Genomic DNA, 24,081 nt, shown 5'->3' on the forward strand with positions numbered 1-24,081 from the left:
TTAAGCTCTACTCTTGAGTGTTCATGGATTCAGTTTTTTTACCTAGTATCAGGCCAACAGTTGCCCATATTGCGGCAATGCCCGCGCCAACAATAGCGACCCCGGTCATACCTAACCCCAAGCCTTGGGTCAGGCCAGTGAAAGCCCAGCCCCAAAAGGTATCGCCACCGCGATAGACCACCACATCGATAACCGGTTTGGCTTTAAAACGGGTGTCGTGATCGACATAAGTAAATAACATTTCTCTAGCAGGGCGTGTAATTGCGTAATTGCCGCCACGTCGCATGATTTGTAAGCCGACGATAACGGTGAGTAATGGCGCCATCGCCACGGTTAAAAGTCCTCCCATCACAATCAGTGGGATCAGTGCCAGTGTCCAGCCTAGCCCCAGGCCTGTTGCTAAACGGGAGGTGACAAATAGCCCTGCTACGATGGTTAGGGTGTTAGTGGCTAAATCCATAAACGCCCAGATTTCGGTACGCTGCTCGCGACTCATATCGGCCATGAGATTTTTTAACTCTAAATAAACGAAGGAGCCTATGCCGGTATAGAGAAATAAAAACAAACCTATACCAATCATGAAGGGGTTTTTCAGGAACAGCATAAAACCATCGAGTGAGCCGCCGCCCATAGATGAAACCGCTGCACTATGGCCGGTATTTCCCAGATCAGTATGTTTGATAGTTTGCAGTAAAAAGATTAGTGGTAGCGTCGCTAGCAGCACGACGCTGGCAACTAGCATCAGGTTATAGGTACCCAAATCAGAAAAAAGTAGAGGGATGGATGGGCCAACCATGGCACCGATACTGGCGCCGGTGGTAATGATCCCGAACAAGCGTTTGGATTGCTCCTTGGTGAACAAGTCGGCCATAAAGCTCCAGAATACCGACACTGGAAATAAACTGAAAACGCTCACCCATATATAAAATGCCTGATCAATCCATGGCGAGTTTCCAATCATGGTGGAGGCAATATAAAAGCCGATAAAGGTCAGTGCAAAGAAACTGTAAACACTGGGCACCAGTCGCTTGGTCGACAGCTTGGCAATAGCAACGCCGTAAAGAGCAATGACAGCAAAGCTGAAAAAGAAATTAATCGTCCATAAAGTGGCTACTTCTGCATCCGACCACTCGCTGGCCATAGCGTCGCGCACGGGCCGTAAAATGTAATAAGCGGCCATCAATATCAGCACTAACAAAAATGAGCACAGCGTAGCCTTGATTTCGTGGGCTTCAACTTTAGACACGGACGCTATAAATTTAGCGATAATATTTTGGTCCTGAGCAGCCACAGCTTCTCCTTATAACATCAATTAGCAAAGCCGATTACACTACGTGAAGCCTTGTTGAAATTCTATAAGGCGGTTGTTGCTTTACATATCTTTTACACTCTTGGACGTTGACGTTGAGATGGGGCCGGTCCAGCCAGGGTGAAAAGGGGTGTAAGGGTCGGTAGTGTAATCATCGGCAATATAGCCCGTGCAGCGCGGTGGTTTGCTGGTCGTTCTGGCTGCGAGGTTCATTGTACTGGCTGCAGCCCAGGGTGCTGGATAGCGCATGCCTATACCGGCAGAGGTGCAGGCCAGTACTTGTAACAGCACAAAAATTAAATAATTATCGTACAGTGCCAGATACACCAGGTTAATCGATAGGTTGGGAATATGACAGCCAAGCGCTTTGATTTTTTGCGTCATTGGGGTGTCGTGTTCGGGGCAATATAATGATCCCAGTAAATGTTATGCCAATTAGGTTGGTATGCCCCAAGTACTAGCCAGGTCGCAATCCAGGCGGCCCAAATTGGCCAATCGATCATATTGGCGATAAGCCAGATGGAGAGAAATAGCTGGCCGGAGCTGGAGCCCCAGAGTGCACCAAATATTGCGGAAATCAGGATGTTTTTGCGGCGCTCAAATACAGGAGTGTAATAGCACCACACGCCACTGTAGGCAATGATAATAAAGCTGATGCTACAAGCGGTATATATTAACCAATTGGGGTTATCCAGTTGTTGCTGGGTGAATAGTGGTGAGTTGAGTAGTAATTCCATGGCACCGCTGAAGTAGGAGAGTAAATAACAGCAGCAAAAATAAATTCCGGCGCGCATCCAGGCAATTTTAGGTACATAGATATCCCAAGGGTGATTTCTATAACGGCGCCAATAAGTGGCAGCCAGTGCGAAAAGCAGGGCTGCAATGATGGTCATTAAAAGCTCAATAGTCATAATGATTGTTTCTTGTTGGTTTTATTATTACTTCTTAGCTTAAGATATTGTGCTGGCTGCGTCTATGTGGACAAAGGGGAGGCAGAGTGAAGGCGGGAGAGTAATCTGGCCTGAAGTTGTCAGTATTACCGTTATAATTCACACATTTTGCCGACTCATCTGCTGTCTCTGTGGCTATAATGGCCTCTGGTTATTAATAATAACATCGTTGTGTTTGAGGCTGGTTGAGCGTAGGCCGTTGAACAATAATGAGATAAAAGTATTCTCTGGAGAAAATAGTGATTAGATTGTTGTCTTTATGCGCCCTCTTGGTAGTGGCTAGTGGCGTGCAAGCGTCCGTTTTTGGTAAGCATGTGAGAGCGGCGGGAGTTGACGAGAAATTCCCTGAGCAAATCACCATTAGCCGATTTTCTACAGCGATGGTTAACGATATGGCCTGTGAGTGGGAGGGGGCAGGTAGTCTCGAACTGCGAACCGACAGGGGTAATGTGGATTTATCCAATTTTGGTTTTTCGCCGAGCGTGGTTAAAGTCAGTTGTGAAGGTAAAAAGCCTTTCTACGTAGTCGCTGTTGATCCGAATTACTTGGGCGCTAATGCTGCAGAAGGTGATATTGGCTTATGGTTTGGCGAGGTGAAAGATCGCTATGGATGCGAGGGCTATCACGGCTGCGACAAGGTTCATGTCTTACATACCTACCGCGCGCCAGAAAATATAGTACCAGTCACATCTAATGGTTCATTACAGAGCTGGTAGTTTTTTATTGTTTTAGCTAAAGGCCGCCTTCTTGAATGCGGCCTTTTTTGTTTCTATCAAGTCAGTAGCAATTGTTTACAAAACTTTACCGGGTGAATTGCTAAAGCGCCCTGTCAGCGAATACTCTTATTGCATAATAGAGAAAGTAATTAACTGAGTGGGTCATCATCTTGAAAAAAATCGTTTTCGGTGTGGTACTGATATTACTGCTGTGGCTGTGCGCAGTGCTTTTTTTAGATACCGGTATTGAAACTACGGTAGTGGTGCCGAGTGAAACCTCACAGGCTATATCGGTAACAAGTCAATGTGAAACGATTCAACTATCAATGCCATTAAGCGCGCAGGGCCGTATAAATTTTGATATCGAGGGGGAATTGTGCTGGCAGGGATCTCTGGTCGGAAAAACATTACAGATATTAATTAGTGGTGCCGGTTATGGTCCTGTGTACTGGAATTTTCCTTATCAACCTGAAACGTATTCCTATCAACGTGCGGCCCTAACTAAAGGCTACGCTACCTTTAATTATTACCGAACCGGTATTGGCGCAAGTGATCACCCGCCAGCCTGGTTGGTCACAGTTGAGGCGCATGCGTATGTACTGGAGCAATTGATTCAGTATTTTAGCGAAAGCAAGGGCATGGGCAGGGTGGTTACCGTGGGTCACTCCTTAGGTTCAGTTATTGCTTTGGCGCACGCTATCAAACGGCCAAGGCAGATCGATGGTTTAGTGTTGACCGGGTTCCTGCACAACTCCAATCCGGAATTTAATCAAATCATGCGCCAGAGTACAGGTTTAGCAATGTTCAGTGAGGGCTTTGCGGGCAAGATTATTGACCCTTTGTATATGCTATCAAATAACGGAATGCGCGAGCAGGTGTTTTATTACACAGGAAATTACGATCCAGCGGTGGCTGCAGTAGATGAATTAAATCGTCAGACCTTAACGGTCACTGAAATACTATCGATGCTGAAATATTTTGGTGACCGGTCAACACAGCTTAAGCTACCGGTGTTGATAGTTGTCGGGGAAAAAGATTTTGTTGTCTGTGGGGGCGCTTTGCCTTGTGAGAATCCATCGTATGTGGCTAATTATGAAAAACAGTTTTTTCATCCGCAATCTGATGTGACAACTATGTTAGTAAAGAATACCGGCCACAATATTAATTTGCATTTTTCAGCGCCTGAAAGTTTCACACAAATATTGACGTGGATGGATGGCTTGGATGATAAGGAGTAGGCGGGTAATAAATATCTCTTTGCTTATTCTATTAGCGCTTAGTAAAATTTAAGGTTAAATCCTACGTTAATTCTACGTCCCGGTGTTGCTGTGCCATTTTCTCTGGTGTTCATTGCTGATTTGACATCTTCGCGATCGAAGATATCTCTAACGTTGAGAAAAATCTGCATATCTCGATCTATAAATTCAGGCTTTATTAGCATATTAAAGTCGGTTCGAGATAGATAAGGTAACGATTCGTTTATATAATTACCCGATGGTGTGGTTGGTGTTCGCCTTCCCTGCTGATAAAGGTGATTGATTGCGTAGCTGATGTTGTTGCCCGTGTCGTATTTTATACCCACGCTAGCAATAATGTCGGGGTATGCAGGGTTGTCATCAGGTACTTCATCGGCCCCGAATTGATTGGTGGCAGTTTGCTTGGAGCTGTTGTAAGCCATATTGGCAGAAAATAACCAGCGTTTGTGTTGGTAGCTGCCATCCAGCTCAAGACCATAAGACTCTGTGTCTTTGTAATTACTATACTCAATAAAAAATCCAGGGGTAGGTGAGCCTATAATATCAATAGTGTCGCTTACCTTTGATAAATATGTGCTCACACTATAGCGCCAGCGATTAGCTGCATGCATCCAGATCAATTCATAGGTTTTGACTTTCTCAGGGTTTAGTTTGTTACCACCGCCTTTTACGATAGCATTATCTGTTTGCTCGTTGACTGCTGGTGCGCGAAAGGCTTCGCCATATAGGAATTTAACTGCGGAGCTTTGTGTCGGATGATAAATCAGGGCGACGCGCGGAGAGAAATGATTGCCAAAGTCGCTGTAGTGATCATAGCGGCCACCTAGAATTACTTGAAATTTATTATCTAAAAACCGCTCTTCAATTTGTCCCATTACCCCGGTTTGTTCTCGACTTTTATTATCCACCGTTGGCTGAGTGCCTTCTAATGCTGCAAGCAGGTGCTTGGTTTTCATGTAGTCGTGATTGAGTCCTAATACTATTTGCCTTGAATCATTACCTAGCGGGTTTTTAGCCACAACATTAATGCCGCGACGGATGTCGTTACTGTCCCAGGTGAAGGCCGGTGAGACTGGTGGTTCGCCAATATTATTGATGCCAAAAGCGCCGAGTAATTCATCTTCAATATAATAGGCAGTATTGTCTAACGTCCAGTCATCGTTTAATGGCTGCTGGTACGAAAGTTTCAATGCTTTCATTTTCGCCAGGCCATTGGTGTGATGTCCATTCGGGAAAAAACCGCCGCCATCCCCAGAACCAAAGCTGTCATCGACATCGTGTTCAGAATAATAAAAAGCAGCTTCGAAATTATTAATAGCTAACTTATTAGTGGTGGTGATGTTGCTGTATTCGCCACTCACTTCATCTTCTACCAACATTGAGGGAGATGAGTGAAAATTGTCTTCCAATTCAAGATCATCTACTTCGGTGTAGGATAATGCGCTGGTTAAAGTTACTTGCTCATTAAAACTATGTTTCAGTCTAGCGGTAGCTTGTAGATAGCCGTATTGCCCGAGCTCTGATCTGAATTCGGCGGTATCTTTTTCGCTGCCCCAGCTATTAAGTGATACCACACCGTTAAAGGCATCTGCGCCATATAAAGCCGATCCAGGTCCGCGAATAAGTTCAATGCTTTGCAAATTACCCAGTGCGTAATTGGGGCTGCCATAGACAGCGGAGGCACTGCTGTAGTTATTGAGCGGCATGCCATCCAGCAGTACTAGAAAACTATTGTATTGATTAGGCGCGGAGTAGCCACGAAATGAAGGGACGAGCATGCCATTGAGGTGTTCACTGAGATAAACGCCAGGCAGATGTTCCAGGGCTTCAAAGGTTTTCTCGGCGCCCTGACGTTGCCATTCCTGCTCCGATATGATGGACACTGAAGAGCCGACATATTTTTCATCCTCCAGAAAAAGGGAGGCCACCTTGACCTGCAGCAAGGCTTCTAATGGCAGATCCAACAAATCTTCTGACGTATCAGCTGTGCTGTAGACGTTGCCCGATAATAAGGTTGATAAGTAAATTACCTTAGTAAATCGATTGTTCATTACCGCCGATAAGTTTTCCATGGGTGCGCCAGCGATATAGTTATTCGCTTAATTGGATTCAGACTGATTAGTAAGGTTAGCTGGCGATTTGAGGTATGTAAAATAGCGAGTAGGCATATGCGCTAGCCAGACGCGGGTAGCGGTACTTAGGAGAGTTCCAGTTCATACTGGCCAGTTGCAGCTAATGGTACAAAACCGCCTACCCACGCGGTAGCGGTGTTAATAGTAGCGCTATTCCCTATGACCAGGCATTCAAAGCCCGCGCATCAATAATGTCACCGTAGATGCCATAGTTATCGGCTCCTTTCCAGTCAGTCAGTACGTTTAGTGGTGTGTCGAAATTAGACAGTGGGCTGGGAATTCCCATTTAGTTACCGTCGTATTGGTAGCCAGGGCTACAATCTGCTGCTGTCATGGTGTTAGCGCCGGTTTGACTGGGGTTCCAGGTTTGCATGCGATTCTTACGCCGGTGGATGCAGAGCCTTTTATTACCGCTACCCCAGCCAATCAGTCACTGGAAAGTTTTGCTTATGATAGTTTTATGGGGTAAAAATTAAAGAATAAAGAGCACGATTTTTACTAAGCTATTAGAGATTTTGAGTTAAATGGGGTGGTTTCCATATGTATGCCAAAGGTTGGCTCGGTTTATAAATGTAGTGCCAGTGGTCTTAGCTATTTGTCAGATAGTGTCAAAAATATCGCTTGATTAATCACCGTGATGGCGGGTGCAGGTGTCAGCTAGAGATGAGTTAAGGGCACCCCCAGGAATCTTCAATACCTGTATAAACAGCTTTTGGAAATGACCCCAAAGTCGTATATTAAATACACGCAACTCAATCATATCAGGCGAAAGCTACTAAGCAACGCTAATAGAGGTATGAGTGTTAGTGAGATTGCTGGTGGTTATGGGTTCTCGCATATGGGGCAATTTTCCAAAGATTTTAAAATCCTGTTCAAAGAATCCCCAAAAAAATATCGAAAAAAAATGACAGAAAGAATAGTAGAGTATATGGTGCGGGAGAGTGATTCTAACTAGCTGCTCAAGCGACTAATCATAATGTAAATTTAAAATATAGTGATTTTATAATGGGCCAATTTTGCTAATGCCACCGGGTAAACTAAAATCACGCCAAACCGCTATTTTCCCTTTTTTCACTAAAAAGTAACCGGCAATTTCAAAGTGCATACTGCGCTTTTCATTTTTGGCATAAAAGTGATCAAAACGTTCATTGATGACAATCGGGCCAATGGCTTCTGAATAACGCGTTATCCATTCGACTTTAGTCATGGATTTTAAAAAACTATCCAACGCTTTAATAAAGGCGTCTTTGCCAACAATGTCGGGTCGGCCTTCAAACATTTGATAAATGATATCGTCAGCTAAAAATGTTGTCAGGTGTTCGGCATCCATTCGCGACCAGTCATCACAAAAGCGCGTGACCATTTCAACATTCGCGGTTTCTTCGGCTGTCCAGGGGCGTTTTGTTGAGATTTGATTATCGTTTGCAGTGCTGAGACTGGTGCAGCCGCTTACGCCAGCGCCGGCAATAGCGCCTGAGGCTAATAGCAGTGTGCGTCGGTTGAGATAAAACTGGTTCTTTTCCATTTTGATTCTCAGTCGGTGTTATTTATTAGCGAGTCGAGCGACGCCGGTTATTGTGGATAGGCATTCCAAAGTTAGCATGCTACCACTTGTTGCCTCCTGTTATTAGTTCAGCGTACTGCTTATTCACATTGCTAATGGCGTCGGGTGCCAGCTCGTTCAGCCAGTCGCGGTTGCGTTTAGCGAATTCAGTGGTGCGGCCTTCTGCGGCTAGTGGTCTGGTTGCGTCAATGACTAATTTGCTCGCGGGGTAGTCAGGTCCCTGGCCTGCCAGGCTTGGATCCAAAGGCATGCCGCGACCCTGGACAATAGCGTAGGCATCTTCAGGTTGCCAGCGGGCGGCAATAGCGTTATCAACTTGCCATTGGTCAAGTATGTCAACATCCTCATCAAACACCATTACCAATTTGTAGATGGGGACAATTTTCGACAATATTTTACCTGCGCGCAGACCTTGGCCAGCTTTGGTTTTTTTAATTCGCACATAGGTAATGCCGGGAGCGTGCAAGGGTGAGTGAATTTCTATCAGCTGCGGTACCAGTTTTTGAAAGCTTTTGTTATACAGTGCTGCGGTAGGCGCCACGGTATAGCCACGAGTAACGCCAGTAAAAACATTTAAAACCCAGGGGTTTTTACGGTGAGTCACGGTATCGACACGCATGGTAAAATTATCAGATTTTTGTGGTCCCATATAACCCATCATTTCACCAAATGGCCCTTCAGGGAGGGCCGGATGATCAAGCATTACCACACCTTCAATAACAATTTCGGCGTGGGCAGGAATCATCAGGTTATTGCTTTCTGATTTGATAGTTTCCAGTGCTTTGCCACGTATGCCACCGGCCACTGCCAGTTCATTAATTTTGCCTTTTTGTAAAACGCGGTTCACCACCCGCGAGCCGCTGACAATCCAGACATAAGGGTCTTGGCCGACGACAATTGAAACCGGTACCGATTTTTCACCACGTTCTTTGGCGGCCATGAAATGTTTCCAGGCTGATTGGTTGGGTTCGGAGTTGACGCTAATAGTTCGTGGGCCATGAATTTGGCAGCGGTAAGTGCCGTAGTTCATGCCCAGTTCAGGGTCTTCGGTGAAGATTGAACCTGTGTCAATGTAGCGACCACCATCGGCAGGGTTGGATTGAATAAAAGCGAATTGGTTTAAGTCAATGTTATCACCTGTGATGATAACTTCCTTACAGGGCGCTTGTTGCGCACTGACGACTACTGGATCGATGGGCTCATAAATACCCTTATCCAATTTGGTGCTCATATAGTCGATGGCTTTGCGGTAACTCGCTCTGGGGTCGTTCGCCACCGGATCCAAACCAAAAGTGATTGCCTCGGAATGCCAGTGTCCCTGATGGTTGGCGATAACCGGCCCCTTTACCCATTGGCCATTAATTTTAATGTGTTCTACCAGTAGCGCGGGCGCGCGGGTCCAGCCATGCTCCTCTACTAACCGGTACATCAGCGCGGTCATTTCGTAGGCGTCTTGATCTAGTTTTTCAATTCTTAAAACCAGGCCACGTTCTTCTAACGCGGCAATATAGCTGCGTAAGTCATCGAAGGGTTTATCAACCGATAGCGGACCGTATTGAAGCTTGCTTTTTGGTCTTTCATTAAAAGATGAGGGGACTGCACACCCTGCGGTAACGGCAACAGCTCCCGCTACAGCGGCACCGGCGACACTGCTGGTTAAAAAGCTGCGACGGGATGAATTACTTGGATGGTCGGCTTGGCTCATGGTTGGCTCCGTGATTAATTTTACCTACATGTAGTATGCGTAATTGCCGGTAGCGTAATTTATCATTTATCAAATTTTATTGAATAGCTTTCGCGGGCACTGAAAAACTATTGAGAAAGTCGATGCTATAAGCGAGCAGTTGCCGGTGTTGCTCCTCAAGTGGGAGCGTGCCAAAGGAGCGATGAGCCACGTCTTCGGGAGCAAAATCACCAAACTGGAAATGGTCACTGCCATCAATGACTTGATAGCGAGTTGTTGCCGGTAAATAGGGTTTGGCGGCAGTAAATGTTTGTTTGCGTTTGGGGTCGTGATGACGGTTACCGTATAGCGATAGCACCGGTAGACCCAGAGTAGAAATATCGTAATCGGCATTGGTATAAGAGTCCCACATCAGTAAGCCGTCGGCACCCGTGGGGTGCTTGGCCAGAAACATGGCCGATGCGCCGCCGCCCATTGAGTGTCCGCCTACTACCCATTGCTGAATGGATGGGTAGTGTGCTTGTACTTCGAGCGCGCGTTCATAGTCAAAAATTGCAAAGTTGCTGGGCATGGGGATTAGAGCGGTTAAAAAGCCGGCTTCGGCAATTTGGCGGGTTAGCGGGGCAAAGCCTCGAGCATCGCAAAGTGCACAAGGATAGAAGATCAGGCCGATAGTCGGTGTTGATACTGTGGCTTTGGGGGTAAATACAATCCACTGCTTTTCTATTAATGCGGTTTGATCCAGCTTGGCTGCAGCGCTTGAGCTGACCGCGGCGATGGCTTTGGCCGAAGCGTGGGTCTTGGTGGTCAGCTGCCCTAGCCAGCCAAATCGAAAAGCAGTGCCAAACAATACCACCAAAAGTAGTGTGGTGGCGGTTAGTATCAGTGATCGTCTAAGCATGTATATCCTGCCGGTTGTTTATTAGATATTTGACCCAGCCCTTAAATCATAAGCTTTGCAGCGACAACAGTGGATAGCGTAAAGGCTAATTTACATCTTTTTACACTTGGCTTGGTTGAACTGGTTACCTAACTACGAAAGACTAACTGGATAATAACAGGGGTAGCAAAAAGATGAGTAAATCGGGTGTTGATATCCCTAATACCAAGGGCATCAAGCTGGGGCCAATTTGGTTAGAGCCGGGCATTAATCGGCTAAATTGTATGGGGTTGTTTGTCGGTAGTTTTTTTACTATCGGTGTATTGACGTTAATTTCGGTGGGCACTAATTATGTGTTGGCCGAGAATTTGGGCATCCCTTTTTCCGAGCGCGGGACGATTGCTGGTGATTTGGCATTTTGGACCGAGATCACACAAATTTTGTTGTTTTCGCTGATTGGTGTGGCGGCAGATCGAATTGGACGGCGACCGATTTTTGTCGCTGGCTTGCTGGCATTTGGATTGGGGTATTTTTTATATCCCTTTGCGGAATCTTTGCAGGAACTTACCGCTTACCGGGTAATTTATGCTGCTGGGTTGGCGTTATCTACTGGCATGCTGGCTACAGTGTCGGCGGATTACCCGCAAAATATAAGCCGTGGAAAAATGATTGCCTTTGTCGGCATGTTGAACGGCCTGGGTGTGGTATTGCTGAATAGTGTATTTGGCCGTTTGCCTTCCTGGTTTGTCGATGCCGGCGTTGACCCCATTATGGCGGGTCGCTACGCACATTTTCTGGTGGCTGGCTTGTGTGTATTGGTGGCCGTGGTTTTGCAATTCACGTTGAAGCCGGGGGTGGAAGTATCGGTAGAGAAAAAACAATCGCTGATGGCGTTGGCTAAAGCGGGAGTAAGGGAAGCGCGAAATCCACGTATTGCTTTGGCTTATGGTTCTGCGTTTGTAGCTCGAAGTGATGTGGTAATACTAGGCACGTTCTTAGTGACATGGGGAGTAGGCGCTGGCGAAAAAATGGGCCTGACAACAGCGGAAGCTTCTGTGCAAGCGACGATTATTTTCGTTATTACTCAGGCGTCCGCATTGATGTGGGCGCCGATTGCCGGGTTGTTGATGGATCGCATTAATCGTATTACTGGCATGGTAATTTTTATGTTGGTATCGGGTTTGGCATTTAGCCTACCGGTACTTATAGACAATCCATTAGAGTCAGCCGCCATTCCCATTTTTATTTTGTTGGGTATAGGTCAGATTAGTGCCTTTTTAGGCTCACAAATATTAATTGGCCAAGAAGCGCCGCTGGAAGAGCGGGGCAGTGTTGTCGGCATGTTTAATATGATGGGAGCGATTGGAATATTAGCGGCGACTGCGATTGGTGGCCGCTTGTTTGATCAGGTCGGGCCTTGGGCGCCGTTTATGGTGATCAGTGTGGCCAACCTGACGTTGATGCTGGTTGCATTGTATGTGCGCCGGCGTGACCCCGGTCCAGTGCCGCAGCGAGAAGTAGAATTTTGGCAGCGCTGGTTGGCGCGTACTTAAGTAAATAAGTGCTAGCCCAAGTCAGCGAAATTAACTGTTCAGTGAAATCAAAAATAAAGTGAATAACTTTATTAACGAGTAATGAAAAAGAGTAACGACTATGCCTGAAGTAATAGACATCCCGGAGATTGCCGCAGCGACGCGCAGTTTTATTGGTTCCGAACACAAATTGCTAATTAATGGAGAGTGGGTTAGCAATGTTGCAGGCGATAGTCTGGCAGTTATAGATCCTGCGACAGGCGAACAAATTGCCGCGGTACCAGCGGCGGGTGAAGCTGAAGTTAACAGCGCTGTTGCCGCAGCCAGGGCGGCGTTTGATAAAGGCCCGTGGCGCACGATGGGTGCCACTGCGCGTGCAGAATTGTTATTAAAATGGGCTGATTTGGTTGAACAGCACCACCAACAATTTGCAGAAACCGAAGTATTGTGTACCGGCATGCCAATGAGTGTGGCGGGCGCTGTAGCACCGATTATCGCCCGCGATTGGCTGCGCTATTATGCCGGTTGGGCAACAAAAATTGCTGGCCAAACGCTGGCGCAGGATCCTTATCCAGTACCCGGCGTCGAACGTTTTTTGATGACGAGAAAAGAGCCAGTAGGTGTTGCCGCGCAAATCGTGCCATGGAATTTCCCGCTGGGCATGACAGTGATGAAGCTAGGCCCAGCGCTCGCAGCAGGTTGCACCGTGGTATTAAAACCGGATGAGCATACACCTTTATCAGCGTTGCTACTGGGTCGATTGGCTTGCGAGGCGGGGTTTCCTCCCGGCGTGATCAATATTATTCCCGGTCATGGTCATGTTGCCGGAGCGGCTTTGGCCGCGCACCCGGATGTCGATAAAATTTCGTTTACCGGTTCTACCGAAGTCGGGAAAAAAATAATTGATGCCGCTAAAGGTAATTTGAAAAAAGTAACACTGGAATTGGGTGGCAAGTCTCCTTTCATTGTTATGCCAGATGCAGATTTAAGCAAAACTATTCCAATGGCAGTACAGCAGGGCTATTTTTTACAGAGTCAAAATTGCGTGTGTCCGTCGCGCATGTTGGTCCATAAAAATGTCTACGATCAATTTGTTGAAGGGCTGGCAGCTGGTGCGGATAGTCTGATTATCGGGCCGGGGTTAAATCCAGCAACCACACTGGGGCCGTTGGTTTCCGCGCAGCAGTTACAGCGGGTGCAGAGCTATGTGCAATCAGGAATAAAAGAAGGGGCGGAACTTATTACCGGCGGTGATGAATTGGATCGCCCGGGTAACTTTATGCGTCCGGCGGTATTTGCTGGCGCCCATCGTGATATGAAGATTGTGCGTGAAGAAATTTTTGGGCCAGTGTTAAGTGTCATAAAGTTAGATACCGACGATATCGATGAGATAGTACATCAGGCCAATGATACTGAATATGGTTTAAATGGCAGTGTGTGGACAGAAAATATTGGCACCGCAATGCGAATTTCTGCGGGTATTCGTTCCGGTATTGTCGGTATCAATGCTCACACTATGTCAGATATCAATGGTGGTTTAGGCGGCTACAAACAGTCTGGATGGGGGCGCGAGATGGGAGAGGAGTCCTTGCATGCGTATTTGGAAACCAAGACCATTATGATGCATTATTAATTAATTTCGTGAAGGAATTTAATCCTGAAGCTGGGGCGCATCAATAAATTACGTTAGCGCAAAAGTGTATTTAATCTTGCTAGTGGCGAGATTTTCAGCATTTAAATAACGTACTGCTTTGATAAACCTTTTAAAGGCATAATGATGAATAATAACGCCACTGCTAATAATTTTTTGAGTCAGCATTTTTCACTGTGGTGGGTGTTGCCGGCTGTGTGCTGTTAATAGGCTTAGTCATGCTGGTCGGTCCTTATAGCGATGATGTCATCTTGGCCCCGGATAAAATGCAAAACTTTTGGTATAAGTGGCAACTGGCCGAGCCGACTTTCTGGACTCGCTTTACGGCCTGGGGTGGTTATGCCTCTCATCAAATTGCTGCCTGGAGTATTATTTGGTATGCGCAGCATAAAAAGCCAAAATACAGCAATAATTTGCATGACTTTAATATTATCGCCCTGCTGATCAATGCGGTTTTTGTCGGGTTACATATAATCCAAACTAAAATTTGGTACGACGCTACTGCCCAGGATGTTCATGAGGCGACTTCGTTTGGTTCGGTAACGTTGATGCTAGTGTTTATCCTGATTATGGAAAACCAGCGCCGTGGAATGTTTTTTGGTAAGCGCGCGCCGCTCTTGACGGAAGTGGGGCAGTTTCTTCGTCGTTATCACGGTTACTATTTTTCCTGGGCTATTATCTATACGTTTTGGTATCACCCTGTCGAGATTACCTATGGTCACTTACTAGGTACTTTCTATATCTTGCTTTTGATGTTGCAAGGTAGTTTGTTCTTTACCCGCATGCATATCAATCGCGGATGGACTGTTTTTTTGGAGTTGTTTGTAGTGATACATGGTATGGCCGTGGCCATCGTCAAGCAGGGTGAGGTCGCAACCGCCCGGTTTTTCTTTGGTTTTTTTCTGATTTTTATTATTACCCAAATGCACGGCTTGAAAATGAAACTTTGGCAGCAACTGGCTGCGGTCATGAGTTGTGCAGTTTTAATGGCCTGGTATTACCCTGCATATTCTACAATTGAAGAGTTTTATCGCGCCTTTCAGGTTCCGCTGATGGAGTACGGCTTATTATTTTTTATGCTGTTATTATTATGGCCTATTTATAAGGTTTCCAGTTTGTTGAGTAAGTCATCATGAATCAGGATCAACGCCTGCAGGCGGTCTTGGAAAAAGTGAGTGGCCTGCTGCCATTGAGGGAAGTGGCTGTTGATGCCGACATTTCAGATAACAGCGCTTTTTTAAAATTAGTCAATGTGAGCTGCCATAACTGGACGGCGGGTAAACTGTCCAGAATTGGCGCGTTGCGGATGACGGTAAAAATACCTGCGCTGGATGCATTGACGATAATTTTTTACCCACAGGAAAATACCGACGCGCCAATATTTTTATTGTTCTTTTTAATTACCGGTCGCAAGGTAATTAGCCATTTCAATGTGTGTACACCATTTGACGATGAGAACTATCTGAATAAGTGGGTTAAACCGTTGGATGGTATTTTGGCCGCTTATCCTGAGTTTGAGTGTATGGACCGATATCCTGACTGGATGAAGCAGTATCAGCATGATTCCACAATTTATGGTCTATTCAAACAAGATAAACTGGCTGACTTAACTGCCTGTTCTTTTGAGTTTCTTGATCATTATTTACAACTGGTGGCTGCCAGTGACGTGGTGACTAATACTGATCAACTGGCTCACATCGCTAGCTTTCATGAAAAATTTAAAACTGATATCCGCACCCGTGATAAAGCCCAGGGTATGACGTCAAAATTTATTGGCAAAGAAAAAGCGCGGCGTATATTTTATGAGGTAGTGACATAAATGAGGCTGGGTAAATTACTATTTATATTAAGTGTTTTTGTGTTGCCAGTGTCAGCGCAAACGGTTGAAGCAGATAAAGTGCCAGCGGTAAGTTTGGACGCGCTAAAGAGCGCTGACTACTGGGGTGGCCGCAAAGCCTTTCAGGGCAGATGCAGTGCCTGTCATACCTTGGCTGAAGATAGCCTGGATATTATGGGGCCCAATTTATGGAAAATGTTTGATCGTAAGGTCGGCAGCAAGCAGGGCTTTAATTTTTCTCCGGCAATGCAGCAGGCAGATTTTCAATGGTCGGCAGAACACCTTAATCAATTTTTGAAAAACCCCAAAAAATATATTCCTGATAATGCCATGATGATTCCGCAACCTGTGCCGGCACGAGAGCGTTTAGGTATGATTGCTTTTATGCTCATTGAAACCGGTGCGGTGGATTGGCCCAGACCTGAGCGAACAGCACTGGACCCCATGGATGATAAAAGTCTACCGTCAGAACAGCGCTTCCCCAGTTTTTGGAATCATATGATGAATAATACTGTGCGTTATCGTATGGTCAGTGGCGAGCAGCAATTGGTTTTTCATGCCTATTTTCATCCCGGTGGAAAAGTTACTACAGACAATAAAGCCGAAGGGTTTTGGTATTTAACTGAAAAAGATTTTATGTGTTATGCCATTCATCAATTGCCGATTACACCCAGTGAGTTTGTCGAGTGTTTTCCTGTCGGAGCGATGGCTATTCCACGCTTTGCCCAGGAGCTATGGGAGTCCAAGCCAGTTGACGGAGTAGTAATGTACGGTGGTATGTTACCAGGGCGAGAAACAGTATCGGACTAGCAGTTGATTGCTACATTATTTGAAAGAATTTATCCGGAGATAAAAGTGAAAAAAATAGCGATGAGTATTATTTTAGCGGTCACCGCTTCTGCCTGTTCAAGCCAGAGTGATGAAGAGCGTTATGCAGAGCCAGCCACCGGCCCACAGGATGTGGTGGACGCGAATTACTGCGCTGATCTGCAACAACAAATGGTGGGTAGCAAGCTGCCTGTGGTGAATGAGGTGCATTCTGACTACAAAAGTTTTGTCAAATCAAAACCCTCAGTTGAGCCATTAACATCACATCAATATGTAAATTATTTGCCGTTGATGGTTAAGGGGCAGCCACAGGATTTTCCGGCGATTATTTCCTGCAAATTAAAAACGGAAGACGTTATTAAACAAACTTTTGGAGAAGACGCTGCAGCCACTGAAGGCAGTTGTCAGCAGTTTATTAATCGCGATCTGAAGCGCGCGCTGAGCACCATATCGGATCGTGAACCCGTATTTGCAGCTGATGCCATAGTGATTGAAGAAGATGAGGTTGTGCGTATGGGCCCTAAATGGTTAAAACCCTGGCCCTACCCGGTTGCATATCTGGGTGAAGACGGTGCGTTACATTTGCGTAGTAAAGCTTTGCTGGTGCCCTTTTCCAAACTAATTCCTATGCCCGATCGTTTTAAGGGTACCCATTATTGTCACCTGCCAACGGCACAGTATTTAGAGGCGGTTTTGCTGGGCGATATCAAAGTCGCTGAGCTGGTGGCGGAATAGTTTTTGTGTTTTAAAAGGTAGCGTGTAATGAAGTGGTTAAAAGTAAGTAGTGCAGTAGTAATGATGGTTTTAATCACGGCCTGTAGTTCCAAGCCGATGCCTGAAGCGTTAGCCGTATTGGCTGATGCAGAACAAACCGATAAATATTATTTGTTTAAAGCTGACAATCCAACAGTCAAAAGCTGTTACATCTATTACCCGGGCGGTCTGGTTGAAGCGGAGGCCTATGCTCCTTATGTTGCAGACATAGCCGCTGCGGGTGCACATGCCTTTTTGCTCAAGTTAACATTGGATTTGGCGATGTTGGATGTGGATGCTGCCGAGAACGCTAAGCAAAGTGATTTTGCTAAAGCTAACTGTAAAAATTATGTATTGGGTGGTCATTCATTAGGAGGTATTGGCATAGCGCTGTATGCGGAAAAAGTAAAAGATGATGGTCTGTTATTTATTTCCTCTTATGCACATAAAGAAGGTTTGGTTGCCCAGCATCCGCAGCCAGTGATGGTGGTGAGGGGGAGCAATGATTTGTTGTCCTCGGAAGAAGAAACAAACGAGGCTAAACCTTTCATGCCCGCAGTAACGCAGTACATCACTATTGATGGTGGTAATCATGCGCAGATGGGTTATTACGGCCCTCAAAATCGCGACGGCGAAGCAACTATTAGCCGTGCTGAACAGCAACAACAGTTAGTAAAATACACCATGGATATTCTCAGACAGATGGATAAGTAAATAGCATTGAATAAATGATAAATCAAATAATCCACTGAAAGAGAGAGCTTACAATGAAACTTTATTATCCCTGGTTAATGGCTATTCTGGCTGCGCTAACATTATTGGTTAGTAACGGTATGGCGATTACCGGCTTGTCAGTATTTGACGAAGCGTTGCTCGGTGAATTTGGATGGTCGCGGGGAGAATTAAAATTTAATGGTTTGATTACCATGGTTGTGACCGGCTTGCTGGCGCCTTTTGCCGGGATTTTATTGGATCGCTATGGTGTACGCATTTGTATGATGGTGGGCTGGCTGTTTTTGGCGATTGCTTACTGGCTGTACGGTAATATTAACGGCCTGACCGACATGTATTTAATTCATATCATGTTTAGTGTGGTGTTGGTGTTTTGTGGTTTAAATCCCGCTGTCATATTGGTGTCGACCTGGTTTGTGGCGCGACGTGGTACGGCAATAGGTATTGCTTTAGTGGGTACCAGTTTAGGTGGTGCGGTTTTTCCGCAAATCAGTACTCGCTTAATTGAAAGTATGGGTTGGCGGGATGCATTTCAAACAGAAGTTATTGTGCCTATAGTGTTGTTGTTTATTGCTTTTTTTATTGTGCGGAATAAGCCTGCTGATGTAGCTATGAGTGCATATGGTGGCGATAACGCTGTCCAAGCTGATGGCTCTGCGGCGGTTTTGACCGGAGTCGCTTATAAAGATGCTATTAAAACCAGTAGCTTTTGGTCATTGGCACTCATTGCGATGTTTACCTTTTATTCCGTGCTGGGAGTATCGGCGCATTTGTTTCTATATATGCGTGACTTGGCGTTCACTCCGGCAGTGGCGGCCAATGCCATCAGCACATTTTTTCTTTGTGCTTTGGTAGGTAAGTTTATATTTGGCTTATCAGCGGATTATATCGATCAGCGCAAAGTATTCTATGGCAATATTTTTGTGATGTTGGTTGGCGCGGTTATGTTGGCTGCTATGCAGACTCCGTTGGTGTGGTTTAGTGTGGTGTTATTTGGCCTCGGTTGGGGGGCGTCTATACCATGATTCAATTGAACGCGATTAATTGCTTTGGACTGAAAGATTCGGGGAAAATTCTTGGCACCATCACATTGTTAGATGCTTGGGGCGGTGGCTTGGGTATTTGGTTGAGCGGTGTTTTATTTGGTAAGTTTGGGAACTATGAAGTAGCCTTCCAGATTTTCGTGGTGCTTATATTCCTGGCATTATTGTTGATTTCACAAGTTAAAAAAATAGATGTCACTGTAGAAAAAGGAGTTTCCCAGGCATGATTTATTGGATTTAAATGCGGTTCCTGTGTTCATACTGAAACAAGTAATAAATCTTGTTGGTCGGATAATTTGTCGTACTAAGCGTTGAGGTGTATCTTTCCAGCAAACATAATTTACGCCCTTGTGGATAAGGGCCTAACAGAGGGTAACAAGATGAACATATTGAAACAGGGAGCGGTGCTGGCTGCGGTAGTGTTATTGACGGCATGTGGGGGCAAAGACGGTAGTGCCAGTAAAGAACAGGCCAGTAGCACTGAGAGTGCAGAGCCTGTTGTAAGTAACCAGACTGCCGCGGCTAATCAATTGGCGATGATTATTGCCGCGCGTAGTGAGGAGCAACAACAGCGCGATAGCAGTCGACATCCTCAGCAGACGATAGAATTTTTTGGCGTTGAGCCGGGTATGACGATTGTTGAAGTGTTACCTGGCGGCGGCTGGTATACACAAATACTGGCACCTTACGTAGGACCTGAGGGTGCCATTTATGGGGTAAACTATGCCGATACCATGTGGCCCTTGTTTGGATTTTTTAGTGAAGAGGTTATAGCCGGCCGTATTGCAGCTGCTGCTACCTTCGGGGATACCGTCAATGCATTTGCGGGTGCAGAAGACGTACCGGCAAGAGGTTTTGCTTTTGATGGTATTGATCCAGAGATTAATGGCACTGTGGACGCGGTAGTTATGATCAGGGCATTACACAATTTAAATCGCTTTGAAGAAAAGGCCGGTACTCGAACCGCAGCCATCAAACAAGTCTATGACATGTTAAAGCCTGATGGTTTTGTCGGTGTGGTACAGCACCGGGCACCTGAAGATAGCGCTGATGAATGGGCGAATGGCAGCAATGGCTATTTAAAGCAGTCAGCTGTTATTGCGATGTTTGAACAGGCCGGGTTTGAATTGGTAGCAAGCAGTGAGCTGAATGCTAATCCAAAAGACCAACCAGTCGAGGGCGACTCTGTATGGCGGTTGCCACCATCACTGCGGACTGCGGAAGAAAATAAAGCGGCCAATACCGCCATTGGTGAAACGGATCGGATGACGTTGAAATTTGTTAAAAAATAAACGATTTTTTTGCTATAGGCCCGTGCCAGCGGGCCTGTTTTATTCCAGGTGACCTGCAGGATAAGCGGAGAAAATACTCCAGTACTACGGAGTGGATATTGCCTCGCTGACTCTGAATTTAATTTTTAAGTTTATATTGCTATGGAGAGTTTGACGGAGATTGCCCGGCCGCAAGTCACTTCTTTTGTTTCAAAGAAGTGACCAAGTAAAGTGGTTCTGCATGGGTTGGCTTTTAGTTAGATGAATTGATCGCACTAATCACCCAGGACGAGCTATCCATAAAAATACCTGCTTCGGTAGTGGTCTGCGCAGCCAGCATATCGGTGAGTGCTGCTTCTATCTCGGGCCGGCGGGCTTCGCCCAACACTCCCGCTTCTCTAAACACTTCCCCCGCTGGCCCGATTGCCAGCTGAAAATCTATCGCTTCACGGATAGTTGTACCCACCATCACTGGCGCATCCACCCGAATAAAGTGAATGTCGGTATAGCCGGCGGTTTCCATTAGTTTACGGGTATGATCCTGATCGGCCATTGAGAATGGACCAGGGCCGCAGCTTAATCCGTCGCTGCCGGGGACAGGCAAAAACTTCAGTACGATATCTTTGGCTAACGACAACCACGGATTGTCGGCTCGCGCGCCCCAGACGATATGGATCATTCGACCGCCGGGTTTGAGTGCCTGCCGCATTTGCCGCAACCCCGCCACGGGGTTAACAAAAAACATGGTGCCAAATCTTGCAAACACCAGATCGAAGGCGGCGCTGGGCAAGGCATGTTCGGCATCACCCACTTCAAACACAATATTGGCAATACCTTCTTCCTGCACCTGCTTGCGGCCGAATTCCAAAAATGCATCGCAGCAATCAATACCGACTACCTCGCCTTGGGCGCCAACCCGTTTTGCTAAAGCAATTGCGCTATCGCCAAAACCACAACCTACGTCGAGCACGCGGTCACCGGGAGCCAACGGGAGAGCGGGAAAAACCAGTTCACTGTGGCGTGACAAGCCGCCCACCATAATGTGTTTGTACTTGATAAATTTAGGGGCCAATACCTCGTTCCAAAAATCCGCTATGGGGTTAACAATTTTTACTGGTTTTAAAGTCGCTGCTTGCTGATTCATCTTCATGCTCCTGGTTTGCTTTTTGAGTGTTATGGGGATTACCCGGTTTGTTACAGTCGGGCTTCCAGCACAATATTGAAGGGGGTTTCGGCAATACGGCGCACGCTGGCAAAACCGGCTTCTAACATTACCTCTGACAAGCGTTGTTGACCGGCCTGAGCACCCAGCGCGAGGCCTACGTCTTGCGACATTGAGCAGGGTGTGCACACTGCAGTAGACGCTGCGTAATACAGGCGGCTAACCGGATTGATATTTTGCTCCAGAGTATCGCCGGCGGCCGGTTCGACCAGCAATATCCGGCCATCTGCTGCAAGCGACTTAGCTGCATGACGAGCTGCGCCTACCGGGTCGCCCATATCGTGCAAGCAATCCATAAAGCAAATCAGATCATAGGCGCCGCCATTGTATGACTGGGCATCGGCGGCTTTAAATTCAAGATTGCCATTAGTCTGTGCTTCGCTGGCCCGCTGGCGGGCGGTATCAATCGATTCAGCATGGCTATCCCAGCCGATAAAACGGGAGTTAATAAATTCTTTGGCCAACACAATCGTGGAAGCACCATGCCCACAACCTATATCCGCCACCCTGGCGCCGGCGCGCAGTTTATCTTCCATGCCATCCATTGCTCGCAACCATTCACTGGTGAGATAGGTTTTATAGCCTGGGCGAAACAGCGACTCTGAGCCACAAAACAAGCGATGATGATGCGCGCCCCAGGCGATACCTTCGCCACTGCGAAACACGTCCAGTAATTTTTCTTCGTCCAGCCAGAGCGAGGCTGCCACCTCAAGCGCCGGCACTAAAAACACCGGGCTGTCTTCATCGGCCAGTACTGGCACATGGGCATCGGGCAGGGTGTAGCTACTGTTATCTGCATCGTAAAAAATATAGCCACCTGCGGTTTGGTTATTCAGCCATTCGCGCACATAGCGCTCGGCCAAAGCGGTTTTATCGGCTAATTGCTGCGAGCTGATGGGTCCGGCATGTGCCATTGCTGCATACAAGCCCAGCTTGTGGCCAATCGATGTCATCACGCCTGACATGGCTGCGGCAACATCGCCTACGACCTGACCGGCAAAACTTTCTGTAGTGGTGGTATTTATAGTCATGGGGTTTATCTCCTGAGATAAGTTGTGTTCAGGAGTAATACTAGATAAACCTTGGTTGGCAGGCCGATTCACTGGTTGTAGTAATGCACTACAGATTCTGATGTAATTAACTACAGATTATGAAGTCAGGGTTATAGAACACTGATCAAGGAAGTATTAATGAGCTACAACCAATTTTGTCCCATCGCCAAAGCGATGGAAGTAGTAGGTGAAAAGTGGACCTTGCTAATTGTGCGCGAGTTACTGATGGGCGCATCGCGCTTTAGCGAAATGCAACGCGGCTTGCCAACGCTGTCGCCAGCATTGTTGACCAAGCGCCTGAATGATATGGAGCAAAGTGGGCTACTGGCCCGTAAACGAATTTCCGGCCAGCGTGGCTATGAATATTTTCCTACCAATGCGTGTAAAGAGCTGATGCCGGTCATTGAGGCCATTGGGGGATGGGGTATGCAGTGGGCAAGGGAGCAAATGACCGAATCAGATTTTGATCCTGGTCTGTTGATGTTATACCTCGAACGCAGTATCAACCCCGACAAATTGATCGGCAATGAAACGGTGATACGTTTTGATTTTAGCGACGTACTGGATCATCCGCACTGGTGGATCGTAGTCGACGGGCAGAAAGTGAGTGTGTGCGTAACTGACCCCGGCAAAGAGGTCGATATTTATTTTAATGTGTGCGTACGGGTGATGTGCGAAATATGGATGGGAGAGTTAAGTTACAAGCGTGCGATCAATGATGGTAAATTAAAATTGATCGGACCTAAGGCCCTCACTAAAAATATAAACGACTGGCTCGCTCCCAGCGTATTTGCCGGCGATCTGCCATCCAGTGCTATTCTTAACCCTGCTTAGGAAAAAACCGAGATCAGACCACAGTTTATTTATGGTTCCCGGCATTATTCTTTTTCGGGTAAAAGCGAAAACTTGTTCTGAGTTTATTGCCGCTTAAGCTGCGAAAACTGATTAAACAGTGGTCTGTCCCCAGTTACCCGATAGCTTGTTTATAGCGTGCGATACTATTCTCAGGCCAATATTTGCTGCGCTGATAGTACTCCGGCATTACCGGCGTCGAATCATCCAACTTCACCCACGCTTGCTTGGTTGAGGTAAAAATATGAATATCCGGTGGGCAGTTATTGGGGTTGTTAAGAGTGCCGACACGGATAAACGCTATCGCTTCTTTTGCAGCACCGTAGTGACTCCATACGGCAGTTTTACAGGTAGGGCAACGGCTGATGTTTTGCCCATTACCGCTATTACTGGGTGTATGGACAATCTCTGGATGGCCGCTGATCAAGCGAATGTGGCGGCTTTCGATTAGTGCGTTTATAGCAAACGCGGAGCCGGTTTCTCGTTGGCACCAGCTGCAGTGACAGCAATGAACAAATAGTGGGCTTGCAGTGAGTTCATAGTGAATTTCTCCGCAGGTGCATCTGCCCGCAGTGTTGGCGCTGTTATTCATTATTGTTATCCGTCTTTGTTTAAATCGATGAGTGGAGTGTAAGCGTAGATTTTATAGAATTTCAACTCCAGGCAGGCAAGTGCTGAATTTGCAGGGGTTGCGCCTAGGGATAAGCCGTTGAGCAATCAGGATTTGAAGTGGGTGTTAAATTTAAAAAAAGAGCATCCTTGCTCGAGGATATTCACATTGTAAATTTTTAGTTAATCATACTTTTGAAAGCCGTCA

The 24,081-nt window shown here is 46.4% G+C and carries 24 protein-coding genes and 1 pseudogene; 14 read left to right on the plus strand and 11 right to left on the minus strand.

All coding sequences use genetic code 11. The features are described 5' to 3' along the window. Nucleotides 1–7 precede the first annotated feature (7 nt). The 3 genes from UNITIG_RS14545 to UNITIG_RS14555 form a co-directional block, all read right to left on the minus strand. Nucleotides 8–1,291: an NTP/NDP exchange transporter gene (locus tag UNITIG_RS14545; protein ID WP_101759034.1), complete on the minus strand. Its 1,284-nt coding sequence runs from the start codon at nucleotides 1,289–1,291 to the stop codon at nucleotides 8–10. A gap of 81 nt (nucleotides 1,292–1,372) precedes the next feature. Then, the gene (locus UNITIG_RS14550) at nucleotides 1,373–1,693 is read right to left on the minus strand and encodes a hypothetical protein (protein ID WP_101759035.1); all 321 of its coding nucleotides are present in this window, start codon (nucleotides 1,691–1,693) and stop codon (nucleotides 1,373–1,375) included. After that, entirely contained in the window at nucleotides 1,690–2,220 is a 531-nt protein-coding gene (locus tag UNITIG_RS14555) for a hypothetical protein (RefSeq protein ID WP_101759036.1), read from the minus strand. Before UNITIG_RS14555 ends, UNITIG_RS14550 begins: the two co-directional genes overlap by 4 nt. Nucleotides 2,221–2,498: 278 nt before the next feature. Here UNITIG_RS14555 and UNITIG_RS14560 point away from each other — a divergent pair, with 278 nt between their 5' ends. Together UNITIG_RS14560 and UNITIG_RS14565 are read left to right on the plus strand one after the other, a co-directional pair. Continuing rightward, entirely contained in the window at nucleotides 2,499–2,975 is a 477-nt protein-coding gene (locus UNITIG_RS14560) for a hypothetical protein (protein WP_101759037.1), read from the plus strand. Nucleotides 2,976–3,145: 170 nt separating this feature from the next. After that, the gene (locus UNITIG_RS14565; RefSeq protein WP_101759038.1) at nucleotides 3,146–4,213 is read left to right on the plus strand and encodes an alpha/beta hydrolase; all 1,068 of its coding nucleotides are present in this window, start codon (nucleotides 3,146–3,148) and stop codon (nucleotides 4,211–4,213) included. Between the two features lie 38 nt (nucleotides 4,214–4,251). On the opposite strand, the gene UNITIG_RS14570 is transcribed toward UNITIG_RS14565, so the two are convergent. Both UNITIG_RS14570 and UNITIG_RS25115 read right to left on the minus strand, forming a co-directional pair. Beyond that, complete coding sequence (locus UNITIG_RS14570; protein WP_101759039.1) at nucleotides 4,252–6,303, minus strand: TonB-dependent siderophore receptor; 2,052 nt, start codon at nucleotides 6,301–6,303, stop codon at nucleotides 4,252–4,254. Between the two features lie 217 nt (nucleotides 6,304–6,520). Further along, nucleotides 6,521–6,649 carry a hypothetical protein gene (locus UNITIG_RS25115; protein ID WP_255399562.1) on the minus strand — a complete coding sequence of 43 codons (129 nt, stop codon included), beginning with the start codon at nucleotides 6,647–6,649 and terminating at the stop codon, nucleotides 6,521–6,523. Nucleotides 6,650–7,051: 402 nt separating this feature from the next. Here UNITIG_RS25115 and UNITIG_RS25640 point away from each other — a divergent pair. Beyond that, nucleotides 7,052–7,318: pseudogene (locus tag UNITIG_RS25640) on the plus strand (helix-turn-helix domain-containing protein); the annotation flags it as partial. A 45-nt stretch (nucleotides 7,319–7,363) separates the two neighbouring features. Here the strand turns inward: UNITIG_RS25640 and UNITIG_RS14580 are convergent. The 3 genes from UNITIG_RS14580 to UNITIG_RS14590 all read right to left on the minus strand — a co-directional run bounded on the left by UNITIG_RS14580 (nucleotide 7,364) and on the right by UNITIG_RS14590 (nucleotide 10,512). Next, nucleotides 7,364–7,888, minus strand: a complete 525-nt coding sequence (locus tag UNITIG_RS14580; RefSeq protein ID WP_101759041.1) for a limonene-1,2-epoxide hydrolase family protein — start codon at nucleotides 7,886–7,888, stop codon at nucleotides 7,364–7,366. Nucleotides 7,889–7,967: 79 nt separating this feature from the next. Continuing rightward, nucleotides 7,968–9,632 carry a UbiD family decarboxylase gene (locus tag UNITIG_RS14585; protein WP_101759042.1) on the minus strand — a complete coding sequence of 555 codons (1,665 nt, stop codon included), beginning with the start codon at nucleotides 9,630–9,632 and terminating at the stop codon, nucleotides 7,968–7,970. A gap of 76 nt (nucleotides 9,633–9,708) precedes the next feature. Beyond that, nucleotides 9,709–10,512, minus strand: coding sequence for an alpha/beta hydrolase (locus tag UNITIG_RS14590; protein WP_101759043.1), 804 nt, complete (start codon nucleotides 10,510–10,512; stop codon nucleotides 9,709–9,711). A 173-nt stretch (nucleotides 10,513–10,685) separates the two neighbouring features. Between UNITIG_RS14590 and UNITIG_RS14595 the strand changes: the two genes are divergently transcribed. The 10 genes from UNITIG_RS14595 (at nucleotide 10,686) to UNITIG_RS14635 (ending at nucleotide 20,159) form a co-directional block, all read left to right on the plus strand. After that, nucleotides 10,686–12,044, plus strand: a complete 1,359-nt coding sequence (locus tag UNITIG_RS14595; protein WP_200821299.1) for an MFS transporter — start codon at nucleotides 10,686–10,688, stop codon at nucleotides 12,042–12,044. A gap of 100 nt (nucleotides 12,045–12,144) precedes the next feature. Next, a complete protein-coding gene (locus UNITIG_RS14600; protein ID WP_101759044.1) occupies nucleotides 12,145–13,656 on the plus strand; it encodes an aldehyde dehydrogenase in 1,512 nt (503 codons plus the stop codon). A 215-nt stretch (nucleotides 13,657–13,871) separates the two neighbouring features. Then, nucleotides 13,872–14,810 carry a hypothetical protein gene (locus UNITIG_RS14605; RefSeq protein ID WP_159931166.1) on the plus strand — a complete coding sequence of 313 codons (939 nt, stop codon included), beginning with the start codon at nucleotides 13,872–13,874 and terminating at the stop codon, nucleotides 14,808–14,810. Next, the gene (locus tag UNITIG_RS14610) at nucleotides 14,807–15,493 is read left to right on the plus strand and encodes a hypothetical protein (RefSeq protein WP_101759046.1); all 687 of its coding nucleotides are present in this window, start codon (nucleotides 14,807–14,809) and stop codon (nucleotides 15,491–15,493) included. Before UNITIG_RS14605 ends, UNITIG_RS14610 begins: the two co-directional genes overlap by 4 nt. Next, entirely contained in the window at nucleotides 15,494–16,321 is an 828-nt protein-coding gene (locus tag UNITIG_RS14615) for a cytochrome c family protein (protein ID WP_101759047.1), read from the plus strand. A gap of 45 nt (nucleotides 16,322–16,366) precedes the next feature. Beyond that, entirely contained in the window at nucleotides 16,367–17,074 is a 708-nt protein-coding gene (locus tag UNITIG_RS14620; RefSeq protein WP_101759048.1) for a hypothetical protein, read from the plus strand. A gap of 27 nt (nucleotides 17,075–17,101) precedes the next feature. Further along, nucleotides 17,102–17,806: an alpha/beta hydrolase gene (locus tag UNITIG_RS14625; RefSeq protein ID WP_101759049.1), complete on the plus strand. Its 705-nt coding sequence runs from the start codon at nucleotides 17,102–17,104 to the stop codon at nucleotides 17,804–17,806. Between the two features lie 53 nt (nucleotides 17,807–17,859). Continuing rightward, complete coding sequence (locus UNITIG_RS14630; RefSeq protein ID WP_200821300.1) at nucleotides 17,860–18,849, plus strand: MFS transporter; 990 nt, start codon at nucleotides 17,860–17,862, stop codon at nucleotides 18,847–18,849. Continuing rightward, nucleotides 18,846–19,094 carry a hypothetical protein gene (locus UNITIG_RS23625; RefSeq protein WP_200821301.1) on the plus strand — a complete coding sequence of 83 codons (249 nt, stop codon included), beginning with the start codon at nucleotides 18,846–18,848 and terminating at the stop codon, nucleotides 19,092–19,094. Before UNITIG_RS14630 ends, UNITIG_RS23625 begins: the two co-directional genes overlap by 4 nt. 153 nt (nucleotides 19,095–19,247) lie before the next feature. Further along, a complete protein-coding gene (locus UNITIG_RS14635) occupies nucleotides 19,248–20,159 on the plus strand; it encodes a class I SAM-dependent methyltransferase (protein WP_101759050.1) in 912 nt (303 codons plus the stop codon). Nucleotides 20,160–20,391: 232 nt separating this feature from the next. On the opposite strand, the gene UNITIG_RS14640 is transcribed toward UNITIG_RS14635, so the two are convergent. Both UNITIG_RS14640 and UNITIG_RS14645 read right to left on the minus strand, forming a co-directional pair. Then, a complete protein-coding gene (locus tag UNITIG_RS14640) occupies nucleotides 20,392–21,282 on the minus strand; it encodes a class I SAM-dependent methyltransferase (RefSeq protein WP_200821302.1) in 891 nt (296 codons plus the stop codon). Between the two features lie 50 nt (nucleotides 21,283–21,332). Next, entirely contained in the window at nucleotides 21,333–22,391 is a 1,059-nt protein-coding gene (locus UNITIG_RS14645) for a class I SAM-dependent methyltransferase (RefSeq protein ID WP_101759052.1), read from the minus strand. A gap of 159 nt (nucleotides 22,392–22,550) precedes the next feature. Here UNITIG_RS14645 and UNITIG_RS14650 point away from each other — a divergent pair, with 159 nt between their 5' ends. Then, complete coding sequence (locus tag UNITIG_RS14650) at nucleotides 22,551–23,246, plus strand: helix-turn-helix domain-containing protein (protein WP_101759053.1); 696 nt, start codon at nucleotides 22,551–22,553, stop codon at nucleotides 23,244–23,246. 133 nt (nucleotides 23,247–23,379) lie between these two features. Here UNITIG_RS14650 and UNITIG_RS14655 read toward each other — a convergent pair whose 3' ends face one another. After that, nucleotides 23,380–23,856 (minus strand): GFA family protein, encoded by a 477-nt coding sequence (locus tag UNITIG_RS14655; RefSeq protein WP_101759054.1) that lies wholly within the window; start codon nucleotides 23,854–23,856, stop codon nucleotides 23,380–23,382. Nucleotides 23,857–24,081: the final 225 nt, after the last annotated feature.

Source organism: Oceanicoccus sp. KOV_DT_Chl, from assembly GCF_900120175.1.
Classification (GTDB): domain Bacteria; phylum Pseudomonadota; class Gammaproteobacteria; order Pseudomonadales; family Dasaniaceae; genus Oceanicoccus.